The sequence below is a fragment of the Streptomyces tanashiensis genome, from assembly GCF_014648895.1.
Lineage (GTDB): Bacteria > Actinomycetota > Actinomycetes > Streptomycetales > Streptomycetaceae > Streptomyces > Streptomyces tanashiensis.
Window position 1 is genome coordinate 43037 of sequence record NZ_BMRZ01000009.1, and the last position, 15194, is coordinate 58230.

The 15194-nt window shown below is 73.0% G+C and carries 15 protein-coding genes; 7 read left to right on the plus strand and 8 right to left on the minus strand.

What is annotated here, in order from left to right:
* Positions 1-128: 128 nt before the first annotated feature.
* Positions 129-521 carry an ankyrin repeat domain-containing protein gene (locus IE237_RS24760; RefSeq protein ID WP_189804320.1) on the minus strand — a complete coding sequence of 131 codons (393 nt, stop codon included), beginning with the start codon at positions 519-521 and terminating at the stop codon, positions 129-131.
* A 308-nt stretch (positions 522-829) separates the two neighbouring features.
* On the opposite strand from IE237_RS24760, the gene IE237_RS24765 reads away from it, so the two are divergent.
* The gene (locus IE237_RS24765; protein ID WP_030691317.1) at positions 830-1024 is read left to right on the plus strand and encodes a hypothetical protein; all 195 of its coding nucleotides are present in this window, start codon (positions 830-832) and stop codon (positions 1022-1024) included.
* Between the two features lie 37 nt (positions 1025-1061).
* Positions 1062-2789, plus strand: coding sequence for a hypothetical protein (locus IE237_RS24770; RefSeq protein WP_189804321.1), 1728 nt, complete (start codon positions 1062-1064; stop codon positions 2787-2789).
* Between the two features lie 64 nt (positions 2790-2853).
* Here IE237_RS24770 and IE237_RS24775 read toward each other — a convergent pair whose 3' ends face one another.
* Positions 2854-4356 (minus strand): SCO1417 family PLP biosynthesis transcription factor, encoded by a 1503-nt coding sequence (locus tag IE237_RS24775; protein ID WP_189804322.1) that lies wholly within the window; start codon positions 4354-4356, stop codon positions 2854-2856.
* Positions 4357-4459: 103 nt separating this feature from the next.
* Between IE237_RS24775 and yczE the strand changes: the two genes are divergently transcribed.
* From yczE to IE237_RS24795, 4 genes are all read left to right on the plus strand, one after another.
* The gene (yczE, locus tag IE237_RS24780; RefSeq protein WP_189804323.1) at positions 4460-5194 is read left to right on the plus strand and encodes a membrane protein YczE; all 735 of its coding nucleotides are present in this window, start codon (positions 4460-4462) and stop codon (positions 5192-5194) included.
* Positions 5191-5955, plus strand: coding sequence for a glycerophosphodiester phosphodiesterase family protein (locus IE237_RS24785; RefSeq protein ID WP_189804324.1), 765 nt, complete (start codon positions 5191-5193; stop codon positions 5953-5955). The genes yczE and IE237_RS24785 overlap by 4 nt, the downstream gene beginning before the upstream one ends.
* A gap of 64 nt (positions 5956-6019) precedes the next feature.
* Positions 6020-7390, plus strand: coding sequence for an MFS transporter (locus tag IE237_RS24790; RefSeq protein WP_189804325.1), 1371 nt, complete (start codon positions 6020-6022; stop codon positions 7388-7390).
* A gap of 255 nt (positions 7391-7645) precedes the next feature.
* On the plus strand, positions 7646-8020 hold the full coding sequence (locus tag IE237_RS24795) for an RNA polymerase-binding protein RbpA (RefSeq protein ID WP_015032218.1): 375 nt from the start codon (positions 7646-7648) through the stop codon (positions 8018-8020).
* 253 nt (positions 8021-8273) lie between these two features.
* On the opposite strand, the gene fxsA is transcribed toward IE237_RS24795, so the two are convergent.
* The 4 genes from fxsA to IE237_RS24815 all read right to left on the minus strand — a co-directional run bounded on the left by fxsA (position 8274) and on the right by IE237_RS24815 (position 12283).
* Positions 8274-8867 (minus strand): FxsA family membrane protein, encoded by a 594-nt coding sequence (gene fxsA, locus IE237_RS24800; RefSeq protein ID WP_189804326.1) that lies wholly within the window; start codon positions 8865-8867, stop codon positions 8274-8276.
* Positions 8868-8926: 59 nt separating this feature from the next.
* Positions 8927-9703 carry a polyprenol monophosphomannose synthase gene (locus IE237_RS24805; RefSeq protein ID WP_189804327.1) on the minus strand — a complete coding sequence of 259 codons (777 nt, stop codon included), beginning with the start codon at positions 9701-9703 and terminating at the stop codon, positions 8927-8929.
* A gap of 434 nt (positions 9704-10137) precedes the next feature.
* Positions 10138-11775, minus strand: coding sequence for an amidohydrolase (locus tag IE237_RS24810; RefSeq protein WP_189804328.1), 1638 nt, complete (start codon positions 11773-11775; stop codon positions 10138-10140).
* A gap of 67 nt (positions 11776-11842) precedes the next feature.
* Positions 11843-12283, minus strand: a complete 441-nt coding sequence (locus IE237_RS24815; RefSeq protein ID WP_017242178.1) for an Lrp/AsnC family transcriptional regulator — start codon at positions 12281-12283, stop codon at positions 11843-11845.
* 246 nt (positions 12284-12529) lie between these two features.
* Here IE237_RS24815 and IE237_RS24820 point away from each other — a divergent pair, with 246 nt between their 5' ends.
* Complete coding sequence (locus tag IE237_RS24820) at positions 12530-12898, plus strand: hypothetical protein (RefSeq protein ID WP_189804329.1); 369 nt, start codon at positions 12530-12532, stop codon at positions 12896-12898.
* A 9-nt stretch (positions 12899-12907) separates the two neighbouring features.
* On the opposite strand, the gene IE237_RS24825 is transcribed toward IE237_RS24820, so the two are convergent.
* Positions 12908-13999, minus strand: coding sequence for a phosphotransferase family protein (locus IE237_RS24825; RefSeq protein WP_189804330.1), 1092 nt, complete (start codon positions 13997-13999; stop codon positions 12908-12910).
* Between the two features lie 10 nt (positions 14000-14009).
* Entirely contained in the window at positions 14010-15071 is a 1062-nt protein-coding gene (locus IE237_RS24830; RefSeq protein ID WP_229842888.1) for an Rv3169 family protein, read from the minus strand.
* Positions 15072-15194: the final 123 nt, after the last annotated feature.

Consider the following 15194-nt stretch of genomic DNA (forward strand, 5'->3'; position numbering starts at 1 on the left):
CCAGTGACCATCTTCCTCAGCCTCTCGTCGGTGGCCCGTTTTGCCGGGCCCGACGTCATGATGACCCACCCATTTCGCCACCGCGACCACATTTACGACGCCGCTCCCACCTGGGGTTCAGCCGCCGTTCACCTGGCTCCGAAGAGTTCCAGGAGCTCGGCCTTGCCGAACATGCGGGCGGTGTCGAGCGCGGACGGAGTCCCTGCCTCCGGATTCGCGCCGCCGGCGAGGAGGGCGCGGATGACGGCGTCCTCGCCCTTGAAGACGGCGCCGGCGAGCGGGGTCTGGCCGCGGTCGTTGGCGCGGTCGGCCTCGGCGCCGCGCTCCAGGAGGGCGGTGACCGCGGCGGCGTGGCCGTGGTAGGCGGCGAGCATGACGAGGGTGTCGCCCTTGTCGTTGGTGAGGTTCGCGGGGACGCCCGCGTCGACGTAGGCGGCGAGGGCGTCGGCGTCACCCGTGCGTGCGAGGTCGAAGACCTTGGACGCCAGCTCGATGACCTCGGGGTCCGGAGTCTCGCTCATCGGGTGGGACCGCCTCTCTCTCCTGCTGTGTCGGCCTGTGCACGGCAAGCGCGGCCGTACGAGTGAATCGACAGGGTACTGCCCGTCCGGCGACATGACGGCGCCCGGCCGAGGCAAAGATCACGTCATCCCGCCCCGGGGTGCCTCTAGCGCATGCCGCGCATTTCGCCACCCGGCACGGCGTTCGATGTCTGCCGGTCAAGTGAAATCACCCGTTTTTCACTCTAATGCACCTTTAGTCACATAGATACTTGCTGTGAACCTGGAAGGACTCATGGTGACTGTCCCCTCAACCAGGAGAACAACCCATGATCCTGTCCATCTCAGGCGTCGTCCTGCTCGGCATCATCTGCTTCCTGTTCTTCAAGAAGGACGGGATGAAGGCCTCGCACGCCCTCGTCAGCTCGCTGTTCGGCTTCTACCTCGCGGGCACCGCCATCGCCCCGAGCATCACGGCGGGTGGGCAGAGCCTCGCCGGCCTCCTGGGCGGGATCAAGTTCTGACGCCCTTCAGTCCCTTCCACCGATTCAGGAGTACTTCGTGGCCCGGCGACCACTCCCCCGCATTCTGAGCAGCGGCAGCGCACAGATCGCTCGTAGTCGAGAGATCGCGCGCACGGCCGCCGACAGCGCCACCGACGTGCTCCATCCACTGATCACGGTCACCCGTGGTCTGCGGAAGCTGGCCGCGACCGCGCGCGCCAGGTGGGCCGCGACCCCCAAGGAACGGCGTGGTCCCACGCTGGCCCTGGTCGCGGCCTGCGTCCTGGTCGTCGCCCTCATGCCGTACGGGCCGCTGCTCGCGCTCGTCGTGCTCATGGGCGCCGCCGCCTGGAAGGGCCGTGAACGCCCGGTCGTCAAGACCGGGCCCGACGACGCGGAGATCGCCCGGCTCAAGGGCCTGTACGAGGCCCTCGTGCCGTACTTCTCCGTCCCCGACGACCCCGAACCGCTCTTCGCCCACGGCGGCGACTGGAGCGGCGCCTTCGCGGAGTACGCCTTCGACGAGGACGGCCGCCTCACCCGCCTCAGGATCGCGTACCCCCCGTACTTCACCGACGGCGAGCCCGCCGCCCGCGCCCGCATCGAGCAGCTGCTCCACGCCAAGTCGGGGCGCGGCCGCGAGTACCGCTTCGACTGGGACGAGGAGGGCAACCGGCTCGACCTGAGCGTGCTGCCCGCCCTGCCCACCACCATCGCCGCCCAGCGCTTCGTCACGGTGCCGGGCGAGACCGTCCTGGGCTTCACCGACGCGGACGCCGTGCAGCGGACCGTGCCCGTCGTCTCGGCGGACGGCACGGAGGACGCGCCCGCCGTCGTCTGGCGCACCGGCCCCCGCTCCACCGAGCCGCACCTGCTCGCCGTCGGCCAGCCCGGCAGCGGCACCACCTCCCTGCTGCGCTCGATCGCCCTCCAGGCGCTCCCCCACGGCGACGTGCTGATCGTCGACGGCGGCGGCACCGGCGAGTACGCGTGCCTGGCCGGCCGCGACGGAGTCCTCGCGATCGAGTGCGGGCTCTCCGGCGCCCTCACCACCCTGGAGTGGGCGGCCCACGAGACGGAGCGGCGGCTGATCGCCGCGAACCGGGCCCGGCAGGCCGGGCAGCCCGCGCCCGAGGACACCCGCCGCCCGCTGTGGATCCTGCTCGACCGGCCGAGCGTCCTCGGCCACCTGGCCGCCGCCGACGGCCGCCAGGACCCCCAGGACCTGCTCCAGGTGCCGCTGCGGCACGGGCGCGCGGCCCAGGTCACGGTGGTCGTGGCCGAGCAGTCCGACAGCACGGACACCCTGAGCGAGGCGGTACGGACCCACACCAGGGCCCGGATCGTCCTCGGCCCCGCCGCTCCCGAGCAGATCACGGCCGTCCTCGGTGCCCAGCCGCACACCACGCCGACGCCCGAGGTCCCGGCGGGCCGCGGCTACGCGCGCCTGGGCACCGGTCCGGTCCTCCGGCTCCAGGTGCCGGCGACGCCCGACCCGTACGACGACGCGACGAGCGAGGCGCACCGCCGGGCGGTCCTGGAGCTGCTCCCGGAGCGCCACGCGATCGCGGCGCCGCCCGCGCCCGCGGACCCGCCGACGGTCGCCGCCCCGACCGTGGTCACGGTCAAGGCCCCGGCCCCGGTCGCGGCCTCGGACACGGTGTCGATGCCGACCGCCGTGGTCGAGACGGTCCCCGGCTCGGCCCCCGAGCCGGCCCCGGCGCCCCGCGCCGAACAGGAGCCCGGTCCGGCCCCGTTCCACACCCCGGTCCCCGCGGAGGGCTGACGACGGACGTACGAAGGGTCCCCACGCGCGCGCGTGGGGACCCTTCGTACGTCCGCGTCACCGGCTATGCCACGAACGACCTCGGCGGTTCCGCTCCCCCGCCGCCCGCGCCGGACTCGACCAGGCGGGCCGCGGCGGCCAGCCGGGCGGCCGCCTCGTCGGCGACAGGTCCGCCGACCGTGAAGGGCAGCCGGACGAAGCCCTCGAAGGCGCCGTCGACGCCGAAGCGCGGCCCGGAGGGGACCCGGACGCCGACCCGCTCCCCCGCCTCGGCGAGCCGGGAGCCGGACAGGCCGCCGGTACGGACCCAGAGGGTCAGACCGCCGCGCGGGACCGAGAACTCCCACTCCGGGAGCTCCCGGCGGACGGCGGCGACGAGCGCGTCCCTGTTCTCCCTCGCCTGCTCGCGGCGGAGGCTCACGGCCTCCTCCCAGCCGCCCGTCCGCATCAGCCAGTTCACGCCGAGCTGCTCCAGGACGGGGGTGCCGAGATCGGCGTACGCGCGCGCGGCCACCAGGGAACGGATGACGTCGGGCGCGGCCCGGACCCAGCCGATCCGCATGCCCGCCCAGAAGGCCTTGCTGGCCGAGCCGACCGTGAGGACGGTGGCGCCCGCCGGGTCGAAGGCGCACACCGGCCGGGGCATCGCCACGTCCTCGTCGAGGTGCAGCTCGGCCATGGTCTCGTCGACGACGAGGACCGTGCCGGCCGAGCGGGCCGCCTCGACCAGCTGCCGCCGCTGGTCCTCGTCGGCGAGCGCGCCGGTCGGGTTGTGGAAGTCGGCGACGACGTACGCGAGGCGGGGCGCGGCGTCACGCAGCACCTGGCGCCAGCGGCCCAGGTCCCAGCTGCCCAGGCCCTCGGCCATGGCGACGGGCACGAGCCGGGCACCCGCCGAGCGCATGAGCTGGAGGATGTTGGCGTACGAGGGGGACTCGACGGCGATCCGTTCGCCGCGGCCCGCGAAGAGGTGGCAGATGGCGTCGATGGCGCCCATGGCGCCGGTCGTGACCATGATCTGCTCGGGCATGGTGGGGATCCCGCGCGCGGTGTACCGGTCGGCGAGCATCTGCCGCAGCGCGGGCAGCCCGGCCGGGTAGTCCCCGTGCGTGTGGGCGTAGGGCGGCAGCTCCTCCAGGGCCCCCTGGACACCCCGGGTGAGCCAGGGCTCGGGCGCGGGCAGCGCCGCGCAGCCGAGGTCGATCATCGAGCCGAGGGACTCGGGGGGCAGCGGTTCGAGGCCGCGCGCCGGCAGCGGGTTCCCGGCGGGCACGGCGGTCCAGCTGCCGGCGCCGCGCCGTGACTCCAGGAAGCCCTCGGTGCGGAGCGCCTCGTAGGCCGCGGCGACCGTGGTGCGGCTGACGGTGAGCGCGAGGGCGAGCTCCCGCTCGGCGGGCAGGCGGGCGGCGACCGGGACGCGGCCCTCCAGGACGAGCAGCCGGATGCCGTCGGCCAGGGCGCGGTAGGCGGGCGGCTTGCGGGCGCCGGGGCCGGCGGGCCGGGGCTGCTGCGCCTGGAGCTGCCGGGCGAGCTGAGCCGGTCCCACCGCCGAAGTCCACTGAGCCATGGAAATCAGTCCACCTTCCTCGAATTGGCCATGGTTGGCACCCGTTCCCCCGCCACAGAGTGTCATGAGTCAGTCCACTACCACCACCTTGGGGGGCAGTCCCTTGTCCATCGCCTCCGGCCTCCACGGCCGGCACCTCACCCGTCGGCTCGTCCAGCTGTACGCCGGACTCACGCTGTACGGGGTCAGCTCGGCGCTGCTCGTGCGCAGCGGGCTCGGCCTGGAGCCCTGGGGCGTCCTCCACCAGGGTCTCGCCGAGAAGACCGGGCTGACCATCGGCGTGGTGTCGATCATCGTCGGTGCGGTGGTGCTCCTCCTGTGGGTCCCGATCCGGCAGCGGCCCGGGCTCGGCACGGTCTCCAACGTGTTCGTGATCGGCCTGGCGATGGACGGCACCCTGGCCCTGGTCCCGGACGTCGACGGTCTGGTGGGGCAGGTTCCGCTGCTCGCGCTCGGCATCGTCCTCAACGGGGTCGCGACCGGCCTGTACATCGCGGCGCGGTTCGGGCCCGGTCCGCGGGACGGCCTGATGACCGGCCTGCACCGGCTCACCGGCCGGTCCATCCGGCTGGTGCGGACGGCGATCGAGGTGGTGGTGGTCGCCACCGGCTTCCTGCTCGGCGGCTCGGTCGGCGTCGGCACGGTCCTCTACGCGCTCGCGATCGGACCGCTCGCCCAGTTCTTCCTGCGCCGGTTCGCCGTCCCGGAGCCGGCCTCCGACAGCGCCGCGCCCTCCTCCGGGGCCGGGTCCGACAGCGCCGCGCTCACCCCCGGGCCGGACTCCGTCCCCTCCGCGGTCGCCACCGGGACACCGGAAGGCGCCATACTGCGGCCGTGACTCGCGTACGCCACCCTTACCTCGACCATCCCTCCCCCCTCGCGTTCGCCCATCGCGGCGGCACGGCGAACGGCCTGGAGAACACCGCGGCCGCCTTCCGCCGGGCCGCCGCGGCGGGCTACCGCTACTTCGAGACCGATGTGCACACGACCTCCGACGGGGTGCTCGTCGCGTTCCACGACGCGACCCTCGACCGGGTGACGGACACCGCGGGCCGGATCCGCGACCTGCCGTGGGCGGCCGTGCGGGAGGCCCGGGTGGCCGGGAAGGAACCGCTGCCGCTCTTCGAGGACCTCCTGGAGGAGTTCCCGGAGGCCCGCTGGAACGTCGACCTCAAGGCCGAGTCGGCGCTCCTCCCGCTGATCGACCTGATCCGGAGGAAGGGCGCCTGGGACCGGGTCTGCGTGGGTTCCTTCACCGAGTCCCGGGTGGCGCGGGCACAGCGTCTGGCCGGTCCGCGGCTCGCCACCTCGTTCGGGGTGCGCGGGGTGGTCGGCCTGCGGCTGCGCTCCTGGGGCATCCCCGCGGCGGTGCGGGCCGGAGCCGTGGCGGCGCAGGTTCCGGAGCGCCAGGGCGGTGTCCCGGTGGTCGACGGACGGTTCGTGCGGGAGGCGCACGCGCGCGGGCTCCAGGTCCACGTGTGGACGGTGAACGATCCGGCCCGCATGAACTCTCTCCTCGACCTGGGGGTCGATGGCATCATGACCGATCATCTGGAGACGCTGCGCTCGGTGCTGACCGAGCGGGGCGTGTGGGTCTGAGCAGGCGCGTCCCGTTTCCGGGGACGGCCACGAGGACCACGGGGACGAACGAGGGGGCGCGGCCTTGACCGCTGACACCACCGAGCCGGAGGAGTACACCGCCGGTCCCGCCGAGCGGCGGCGCGAGCAGCGGGGCTGGTACTTCTACGACTTCGCGTGCTCGGTGTACTCGACGAGCGTGATCACCGTCTTCCTCGGCCCCTACCTGACCTCGGTGGCGCGGGCGGCGGCCGACGCCGAGGGCTTTGTGCACCCGCTCGGCATACCCGTGCGGGCCGGCTCGCTCTTCGCGTACGCCGTCTCCGCCTCGCTGGTGGTCGCGATCCTGGCGATGCCGATGGTCGGCGCGATCGCGGACCGCACGGGCCGGAAGAAGCCGCTGCTGGCGGCCTCGGCCTACCTGGGGGCGACGGCGACGGCCGGCATGTTCTTCCTGGCGGGCGACCGGTATCTGCTCGGCGTCCTCCTGCTGATCGTCGCGAACGCCTCGCTGTCGGTCTCGATGGTGCTCTACAACGCCTATCTGCCGCAGATCGCCGAGCCCGACGAGCGGGACGCCGTCTCCTCGCGCGGGTGGGCCTTCGGCTACACCTCCGGGGCCCTGGTCCTCGTCCTGAACCTGGTCCTGTACTCGGGCCACGACTCCTTCGGGCTGACCGAGGGCGAGGCGGTCCGGATCTGCCTGGCCTCGGCCGGTGTGTGGTGGGGCGCCTTCACCCTCGTGCCGCTGCGGCGCCTGCGGGACCGGCGGCTCGGCCCGGCGGCCCCGGAGAGGGCCGGCGAGGGGGCGGTGGGCAGCGGCTGGCGCCAGCTGCGGGAGACGCTGAAGGACATGCGCCGGCACCCGCTGACGCTCTCCTTCCTCCTCGCGTACCTGATCTACAACGACGGCGTGCAGACGGTGATCTCGCAGGCCTCGATCTACGGCTCCGAGGAGCTGGGCCTCGACCAGACGACGCTCATCACGGCGGTCCTGCTGGTCCAGGTGCTCGCGGTGGCGGGGGCCCTCGGGATGGGGCGACTCGCCCGGGTGCACGGCGCCAAGCGGACGATTCTGGGCTCGCTGGCGGTCTGGACGCTGATCCTGGCGGCGGGCTACTTCCTGCCGGCCCGTTCACCGGTGTTCTTCTACTTCCTGGCGGCCGCGATCGGCCTGGTCCTGGGCGGCAGCCAGGCCCTGTCGCGTTCGCTGTTCTCGCATCTGGTGCCGCGCGGCAAGGAGGCGGAGTACTTCTCGGCGTACGAGATGAGCGACCGGGGGCTCAGCTGGCTGGGTCCGCTCGTGTTCGGTCTCGCGTATCAGCTGACCGGAAGCTACCGGGATGCCATCATCTCCCTGGTGATCTTCTTCGTCGTCGGTTTCGCGCTGCTCGCCAGGGTCCCGGTCCGGCGTGCGGTGGAGGCCGCGGGGAACCCGATACCCGACCGTATTTAGACGTGGCGGTGAAAGGGCGGTAGTGTACGCGTTTGGCCTGCCAGGCGGACCGTTACTGCGTGCTGCTTTGGTGAAGACACCGGGTCACATCTGCCGTCAGATGTGACAAAACGGGCACTGGTGGGTACAACAAGGGGCGGCACGACGGGCGACGCATGACCCGGCACGGGAATCTTTACCGCCGACCGGACGTTGACCGGATAACGACGACAGCGACACCTGTCCTGTGGGCGACAAGCCCGGGAGGCACGATTCATGAGTGAGCGAGCTCTTCGCGGCACGCGCCTCGTGGTGACGAGCTACGAGACCGACCGCGGCATCGATCTGGCCCCGCGCCAGGCGGTGGAGTACGCATGCGAGAAGGGACATCGTTTTGAGATGCCCTTCTCGGTCGAGGCGGAGATTCCGCCGGAGTGGGAGTGCAAGGTCTGCGGAATCCAGGCACTCCTGGTGGACGGGGACGGACCTGAGGAGAAGAAGGGCAAGCCTGCGCGTACGCACTGGGACATGCTCATGGAGCGCCGCACCCGCGAGGAGCTGGAGGAGGTCCTCGCCGAGAGGCTGGCCGTCCTGCGTTCCGGCGCCATGAACATCGCCGTGCATCCGCGCGACAGCCGCAAGTCCGCCTAGCGGACGGCCGCAAGAGCACCACGCCGCGGGGCCCGGTACACACATCGTGTACCGGGCCCCGCGGCGTTTCCGCGCGTCCGCCGCGGGGTGCGCGCGTTCCCGGGCCTCCCGGGCCTGTACGCGCGCCCCGCCCCGGCATACGCGTGCCCCGGTCCCGGCGTACGCGTGCCCCGGTCCCGGCGTACGCGTGCCCCGGTCCCGGCATGCGCGTGCCCCGCTCCCGAGGGGGGCGGGGCACGTGGGGGCGCGGGGATCAGGGCATCAGGGGCGGGCGGGGCTCCTCGGGCCTGCGAGGGCCCTGGGAGGCGTCCTCGCGGATGACCTCGCCCGGGACCACCTTCCCGTCCGGCCGGTGGATACGGGCCTGCTGGAAGGCGTCCTGGAGGCTTCCGGAAGGCGCGGCGCTCATCCGGCGCTCGACGGCCTTCTCCGCGTACCGCCCGAGGAGGGAGCGGACCTGCGGGATCAGCAGGAGCAGACCGGCCGCGTCGGAGATCAGGCCGGGGATCATCAGGAGGAGGCCGCCGAGCATCAGGAAGCCGTTGCGGTCGTCCGCGCCGGCCCGGTCGGCGGGCGAGGGCGTCACGCCGGCCTGCGCGGCCGCCTGGGCCTGCTGGAAGGTCGAGGAGAGGTTGCGGAAGGCACGGCGGCCCGCCCGCTTGACGACGACGGCGCCGAGCACGGCACCGCCGACGAGCAGGGCGAGGACGGTCAGTCCGCCCGCCGCGTTCGCCACCAGCGTGAGCAGCCAGATCTCCAGGACCAGCCAGGCGGCGACGCCGAGCGGAAGGAACGTACGCGCGCGTGAGCGCTTGCGGGCGAGGGGAGGCGGTGCGCCGGTCGTCATGGTGCCCAGTGTGCCTGGCGCCCCGCCGGAACGTCGTAAAGGAAGGATCAGTGCGGACGTCAGGAGGACTTGCGGCCGAGGAGCCTGCCGACCTTCTCCGCGCGAGCCGTCAGGCCCCAGCCGGTGACCCGCCACAGCGCCTCGACGACGATGTTGCGGCTCATCTTCGAGTCGCCGATCTCGCGCTCCACGAAGGTGATCGGGACCTCGACGACGTGGAAGCCGGCGGCGACCGCGCGGCGCGCCAGGTCGACCTGGAAGCAGTAGCCCGCCGAGGCCACGTCGTCCAGGCCCAGGCCCTCCAGGGTCTCCTTGCGGAAGGCCCGGTAGCCGCCGGTGACGTCGCGGATCGGCACGTCCAGCATCACGCGCGAGTAGAGGCTGCCGCCCCGGGAGATGAACTCGCGGGACTTCGGCCAGTTCACGATCCGGCCGCCCGGCACCCAGCGGGAGCCGAGGACCAGGTCCGCGCCCTTGAGGGCGGTGAGCAGCCGCGGGAGCTCCTCGGGCTGGTGGGAGCCGTCGGCGTCCATCTCGACGAGGACGCCGTAGCCGTGCTCGATGCCCCACCGGAAGCCGGCGAGGTAGGCGGCGCCGAGGCCTTCCTTGCCCTTGCGGTGCAGGACGTGCACATGGTCGTCCTCGGACGCGATCTCGTCCGCGAACTTGCCCGTGCCGTCAGGGCTGTTGTCGTCGGCGACGAGAACGTGCGCCTCGGGTACGGCTTCCCGCACCCGCGCGACGATCGGCTTGATGTTCTCCGCCTCGTTGTAGGTCGGAATGATCACCAAGGCCTTGCCGAGCGGGCCGTAACGCCTCTGGCCACCGTCGTTCACTACTGCCCCTTCGGATACATACGCAGGCCCCCACCATAGCGAGGTCCCCGGAGTGCTCCGGCGCGGCGGGTCGTGTGGGGCGGGTGACGTGCGGTGCGGGGCCCGGCGTCCTTCGGTCCGACCTGGGATCCGCTGGCTGCGGGTCGACCGAGAGCCGTTGTCTACTGAACGTCCGGGCCCCACCCGGGTCGCACCTACCGCCGGAGAAACCTTCCCTCGTGACCGAGGCGCGGGCGGCGTTCGGCTACGGCGTGGGAGTGCGGTCCGGTCGGACGTCCTGTGGTGGACGCCGTGAACCTACCCGCCCGTGACGGGCGACTGTCAACACCCGCTTGACCTGCGGAGACTCCTCAAAAGGCCAGGCCGGAGGGGAAGATCCGCAGGTCGGGGACAAGCGTGCGGGACCGTGCCGAGGGGTGCGAAATGTCCCCACATCACTCGTTCGGCCGTACGAACACCGTCTGTCCGTACACCACCGTGCGCAGGCAGACGGGGAGATCGACACCGGGGGTCAGATCGGGCAGACCGGGCGTTCCGGACCGGGGGTCGGTGGACCAGCGGGCGACCCGGTCGTCGGGCGCCTGGACGACGAGCTCCTCGGTGCGCCAGACCGCGTAGTCGGCGGGGGCGCCGGGGACCAGCGTCCCGGCGTCGTCCCGGCCCACGGCCCGCCAGCCGCCGCGGGTGTGGGCGGTGAAGGCGGCGCGGGCGGAGATCCGGTGCTCGGGGGTGCGGTGGAAGGCGGCGGCCCGGACGGTGCCCCAGGGGTCGAGCGGGGTCACCGGGCTGTCGGAGCCGAAGGCCAGCGGCACGCCGGCGCGGAGCAGCGCCGCGTACGGGTTGAGCGTGCGGGCCCGCTCGGCGCCGAGCCGGTCGGCGTACATGCCCTCCTCGCCGCCCCAGAGGGCGTCGAAGGCGGGCTGGACGGAGGCGGTGAGACCCAGCTCGGCGAAGGCGGCGATCGTCTCGGGGGTGAGCATCTCGACGTGCTCGACGCGGTGCCGGGCGGCCCTGATCCGGGCCAGGCCGAGCTTCTCGGCGGCCGCCCTGACGCCCTCGACGACGGCGGACACGGCGGCGTCCCCGATGGCGTGGAAGCCGGCCTGGAGGCCCGCCTCGGTGCAGGCGACGACATGCAGGGCGATGGAGGTCGCGTCCAGGTGGGCCGAGCCGCTGTGCCCGGCGTGGTCGGCGTACGGCTCGTGGAGGCAGGCCGTGTGGGAGCCGAGGGAGCCGTCGGCGAACAGGTCGCCGGCGGCGCCGAGGGCGCCCAGGGCCCTCGCCCGCTCGACGTCGAGGTCGGCCCAGTAGCCGACGACCCGCGGCCCGGCCTCCTCGCGCGCGAGGTCCAGGAGGCCCGTGAAGTCCTCCTCGGAGGAGATCTGCGGTCCGCCGCACTCGTGCAGGGTGCCGATGCCGAGGGAGGCGGCCTTGAGCCGGGCGGCGCGCTGCGCCTCGGTGCGCTGGCGCGGCGACACGGCGCCGAAGGCGGCCGCGCGCACGGCGTGATGGGCGTCACCGGTCAGGGGCTGCCGGCCGTCGTGGAAGCCGTCCAGGTCACGGACGCCGGGCACGAGGTCGAGGAGGGCCGTGGTGACGACGGCCGAGTGGACGTCGATCCGGGTCAGGTAGAGCGGGCGGCCGCCGGTGAGTTCATCGAGCTCGGAGCGGGTGAGCGGGCGGCGCTCGGGCCAGCGGGAGGCGTCCCAGCCGTGACCGATGAGGATGCGGTCCTCGGGGCGGGCGGCGGCGTGGGCCCGGATCAGCTCCGCGGCCTCGGCGAGCGAGGCGGCGGAGGACAGGTCGAGCCCGGTGAGGGCGAAGCCGGTGGCGGTGGTGTGCACGTGCGCGTCGACGAACGCCGGGGTGACGAGCGCGCCCTCCAGGTCGACCACCTCGTCCACGCCGGACGCGAAGGCGTCGGCGGCGCCCTCCGAGCCCACCCAGGCGACGTGACCGCGCTCCACCACCATGGCGGTGGCGAAGGGGTCGGCGGGGCTGTGGACTTCTCCACCGCGCAGCAGCACGGTGCGGTGTTCGCCGGGAGACGCGACAGGCATGGACTCACTCATGCCCACCAGGCTAGGACCTGCCGGAGGCCGGTTTGTCCGGCAGGTCCCCCTCGGCGGACCGGGCGCGTCAGATGCGCGGCGGTCTGGCCTCGTACGGCGTGGACAGGACGACGGTCGTGCGGCTGGACACCCCGGCCTGGGAACGGATGCGGCTGAGCAGGTGCTCCAGCTCCAGCGGGGTGGCGACGCGCACCTTGAGGATGTAGTTCTCGTCACCCGCGACGCTGTGGCAGGCCTCGATCTCCGGGATGTCGGCGAGCCGGTCGGGGGTGTCGTCGGGGGCGCTGGGGTCGAAGGGTTTGACCGAGATGAACGCGGTGAGCGGCAGACCCACGGCCTCCGGGTCGACGACGGCGGCGTAGCCGCGGATGACACCGCGCTGCTCCAGCCGGCGGACGCGCTGATGCACCGCCGACGTGGACAGGCCCGTGGCCTTGCCCAGGTCGGTGTAGCTCATGCGCCCGTCCTTGACGAGCAACTCCACGATCTGACGATCCAGCTCCTCCATGCGGTGACCCTATTGCGCCGCGCGGACGGGGGCACAGCCGGGGGCGCCCCGCGGAAGGCGCCGGGCGACCCATATGAGGGGCTATGGACAGTCACGGGGCACCTGCGACAGGCATGTGACGAACGCCACAGGTTTGCACCCTGCCTGGAGCACCGCCTCACGGTTATGCGGAGTTCCGCATGGGAAGTGCTTGCTGTGGTCGAGGCCGCACAGATCCGGCCGACCCAGCCGAGGGGGAGAATCCCAATGCAGGAGCCTGTTGAATCGGTCGACACGTCCGACGAGCTCGACGCGTACGACACCTTTGAGATGTTCCGGGTCGTCTGCCCGGAGTGCGTGCAGCCCATCGCGCTGCTCGCGGACGAGGACGCGCTGCCGGAGCACGCGCTCTGCCCGACGCCGTGGAACCCCTTCGTCCTGACGGTCTGCCCGGGCACGGGCCTCGCGGCTTCCGAGGCCCGCCCCACCGACGACGACCTCGGGGTCCAGGAGCAGGACACCGCGCTGCTCCTGACGCTCCCCCAGGGCCTCGACTGGCGCACGCAGCCCTTCTCGCACGTCGGCGGTCCGGGCTCGCGTCCGATCCGGGTGCCGCAGATGCGGCGCGCGGCCTGAGGCCGTCCGCTACCAGTAGCCTCCCCGCACCATCGCCGCGAGCGTGGCGTGGTGCAGGATCAGGCCGTCCGGGTCACCGGGCACCTCGACCTCGCCGAAGTGGGCCTGGCGGTACGCGATCCTGAGCATCACGATCGCGTGCCGCAGCGCCGCGTAGAGCGTGTGGAACTCCATGTCGCGCGGGGTGTGCCCGGTGAGCTCCGCGTACTGCCGCTCGACCGCGTCGCGCCGCAGGAAGCCGGGGAGGCCGGGCTGGCCGAAGCCGACGGTCAGGTCCTGGAAGAAGCGGTGCAGATAGACCGCCCAGCCGAGGTCGACCTCCCGGGGGACGTACGCCGCCATCTCCCAGTCGAGGACGGCGGCGGGCGTGAATCCGTCGTAGACGATGTTCCCGATGCGCGCGTCGCCCCAGCCGAGGACGGCGGGCCCCTCGTCGGCCGGCCAGTGCTCCTCCAGCCAGTCGAAGGCCGACTCGATGAGGGGCGAGGGCGCGAGTCCCTCCACCACCCAGGCGTAGTAGGCGCGTTGGGCGTCGACATGGCGGCGAAGCGGGCTCCCGGTGCCCTCGGGCAGCAGGAACTCGGCCTCCTTCGCGGGGAACTGGTCGTGCAGTCTGGCCAGCACGGAGACGGACTCGGCCTCCAGGAGGGCGCGTTCGGCGTCGGTGGCGGCGTGCAGCCAGTTCCCCTCGTACGTGTAGGGCATGACGTCCGGCGGGACGCGGCCCTCGGCGCGGGCCATCACGAAGAAGGGGGCGCCGAGCGGTTCCGGGTCCTCCTCCAGCCAGAGCACCCGGGGCACGGGGACGTCGGTGTGCTCGCCGACCAGGCGCATCACCCGGTACTGGCGGGCCATGTCGTAGACGGGGAAGACCGTGTACGCGGCGGGGTCGGCGGCGAGCCGCAGGGCGCAGCCGCGCACGGGGGCGTCCGGGTGGTCGAGGTCGAAGAGCAGGGTCTCGCTGGACATGCCGTTGGAGCCGGGGACGGCGAGGCCGCCGATCCTGGCTCCGGGCAGGTGCCGGTCCAGCCAGGCGGTGAGGCGCCGGCCGAGCTCCTCGGGGTCGCGGGTGGTGGTGCGGGGACGGGGCGCGGTGGCCAAGGGGCGCTCCTCAGATCGCGGTGGACGTGTGGTCGGCGAAGCCGCTGGGGTCGTGGCGGCCGAAGGAGCCGTGCTCGAAGATGCCGTGGCCGGTGCGGCCGTCGAGGGTGAAGCGGGCGGCGTGGTCGGTGACGCCGTACGCGGCCATGGGGTGGGCGGCGGGGTCGGAGAGGTCGTAGACGCGGCGGTCGGTCCAGCCGCGGCCCTGCCAGGTGCCGTGCTGCCAGTCGGTGGCGGGCGGGTATCCGGCGCCGACGGCGAGCGGTGAGGAGGCGAGGATCTCGACGCCGATCTCCAGAGGCTTTCCGGCCGGGTCCGTGAGGTGGACGGAGGCCCGCTCGGGGTGCCGGGTGCCCGGGCGGTACGTGATCTCGGTGCGGGGCCAGCCGAGTTGGGTGTCGCGGTGGCCGTTCCGTACGAGCAGGGCCTCGTTGAGGGTGCGGTAGCCGTCGGCGTCCTCCTGGGCGATGACCATCAGGAAGCGGTCCTCGAAGCGCATCGGGATCCAGAGCCAGTGGAAGCCCTCGGGGCGGAACTCCGCGGCGCGGCCGGGCTCCTCGCCGGGGAGCGGGCGGACTCCCCAGCTGCGGTCGCGGGTGCCGGTCCACTCCCCCGCCGTGACGGTGAACTCCTCGCCGCCGGCCCGGATGGTGCCCGCGCAGTGCCCGGCCTGGACGAAGCGGCGGCCTTCGAGGGTGAGCCGGCCGCCGTGGCGCTGGGTGTGGTGCGGCTCCCAGACGGTGGGGAAGTCGCCGGTCCAGGTGAGGTCGAAGGACAGCCCGTCGGGGTCGTCGGGGTCGGCCGCGCAGTGCAGGGAGAGGCGCTTGAGGGGTTCGTCGACGGTGATGGTCAGCGGGCCGACGGCGAGGTTCGTGCGGTCGTCGCCGAGGGCGTCGGAGGCGCGGACGGCGTGCAGCCGGTCGCCGGTGCGCAGGGTGGCGTAGGCGTCGACGACCCCGGTGTTGGGATAGACGCCGAGGCCGGCGATGAGCAGGGCGCGGCCGGTGTGGTCGAAGACGTGGAAGATGCAGCGGTCGTAGGCGTTGCGGTCGCCGCTGACGTGGTGCTTCATCGAGAGCGGTGCCTGGTGCACGGGGTATTCGTCGAGCGCGACGGGCCGGTCGTCGTCCACGGCTGACCTCCTGATCGGCGAGTGGGATCTGACGGTACGTCAGGTCTCGTCCGAGGGGCCAGA

Coding starts and splice junctions, on each gene's coding strand:
- IE237_RS24760 (WP_189804320.1), bottom strand. CDS start 521: ATGAGCGAGACTCCGGACCCCGAGGTCATCGAGCTGGCGTCCAAGGTC.
- IE237_RS24765 (WP_030691317.1), top strand. CDS start 830: ATGATCCTGTCCATCTCAGGCGTCGTCCTGCTCGGCATCATCTGCTTC.
- IE237_RS24775 (WP_189804322.1), bottom strand. CDS start 4,356: ATGGCTCAGTGGACTTCGGCGGTGGGACCGGCTCAGCTCGCCCGGCAG.
- IE237_RS24795 (WP_015032218.1), top strand. CDS start 7,646: ATGAGTGAGCGAGCTCTTCGCGGCACGCGCCTCGTGGTGACGAGCTAC.
- fxsA (WP_189804326.1), bottom strand. CDS start 8,867: ATGACGACCGGCGCACCGCCTCCCCTCGCCCGCAAGCGCTCACGCGCG.
- IE237_RS24810 (WP_189804328.1), bottom strand. CDS start 11,775: ATGAGTGAGTCCATGCCTGTCGCGTCTCCCGGCGAACACCGCACCGTG.
- IE237_RS24815 (WP_017242178.1), bottom strand. CDS start 12,283: ATGGAGGAGCTGGATCGTCAGATCGTGGAGTTGCTCGTCAAGGACGGG.
- IE237_RS24820 (WP_189804329.1), top strand. CDS start 12,530: ATGCAGGAGCCTGTTGAATCGGTCGACACGTCCGACGAGCTCGACGCG.
- IE237_RS24830 (WP_229842888.1), bottom strand. CDS start 15,071: ATGAAGCACCACGTCAGCGGCGACCGCAACGCCTACGACCGCTGCATC.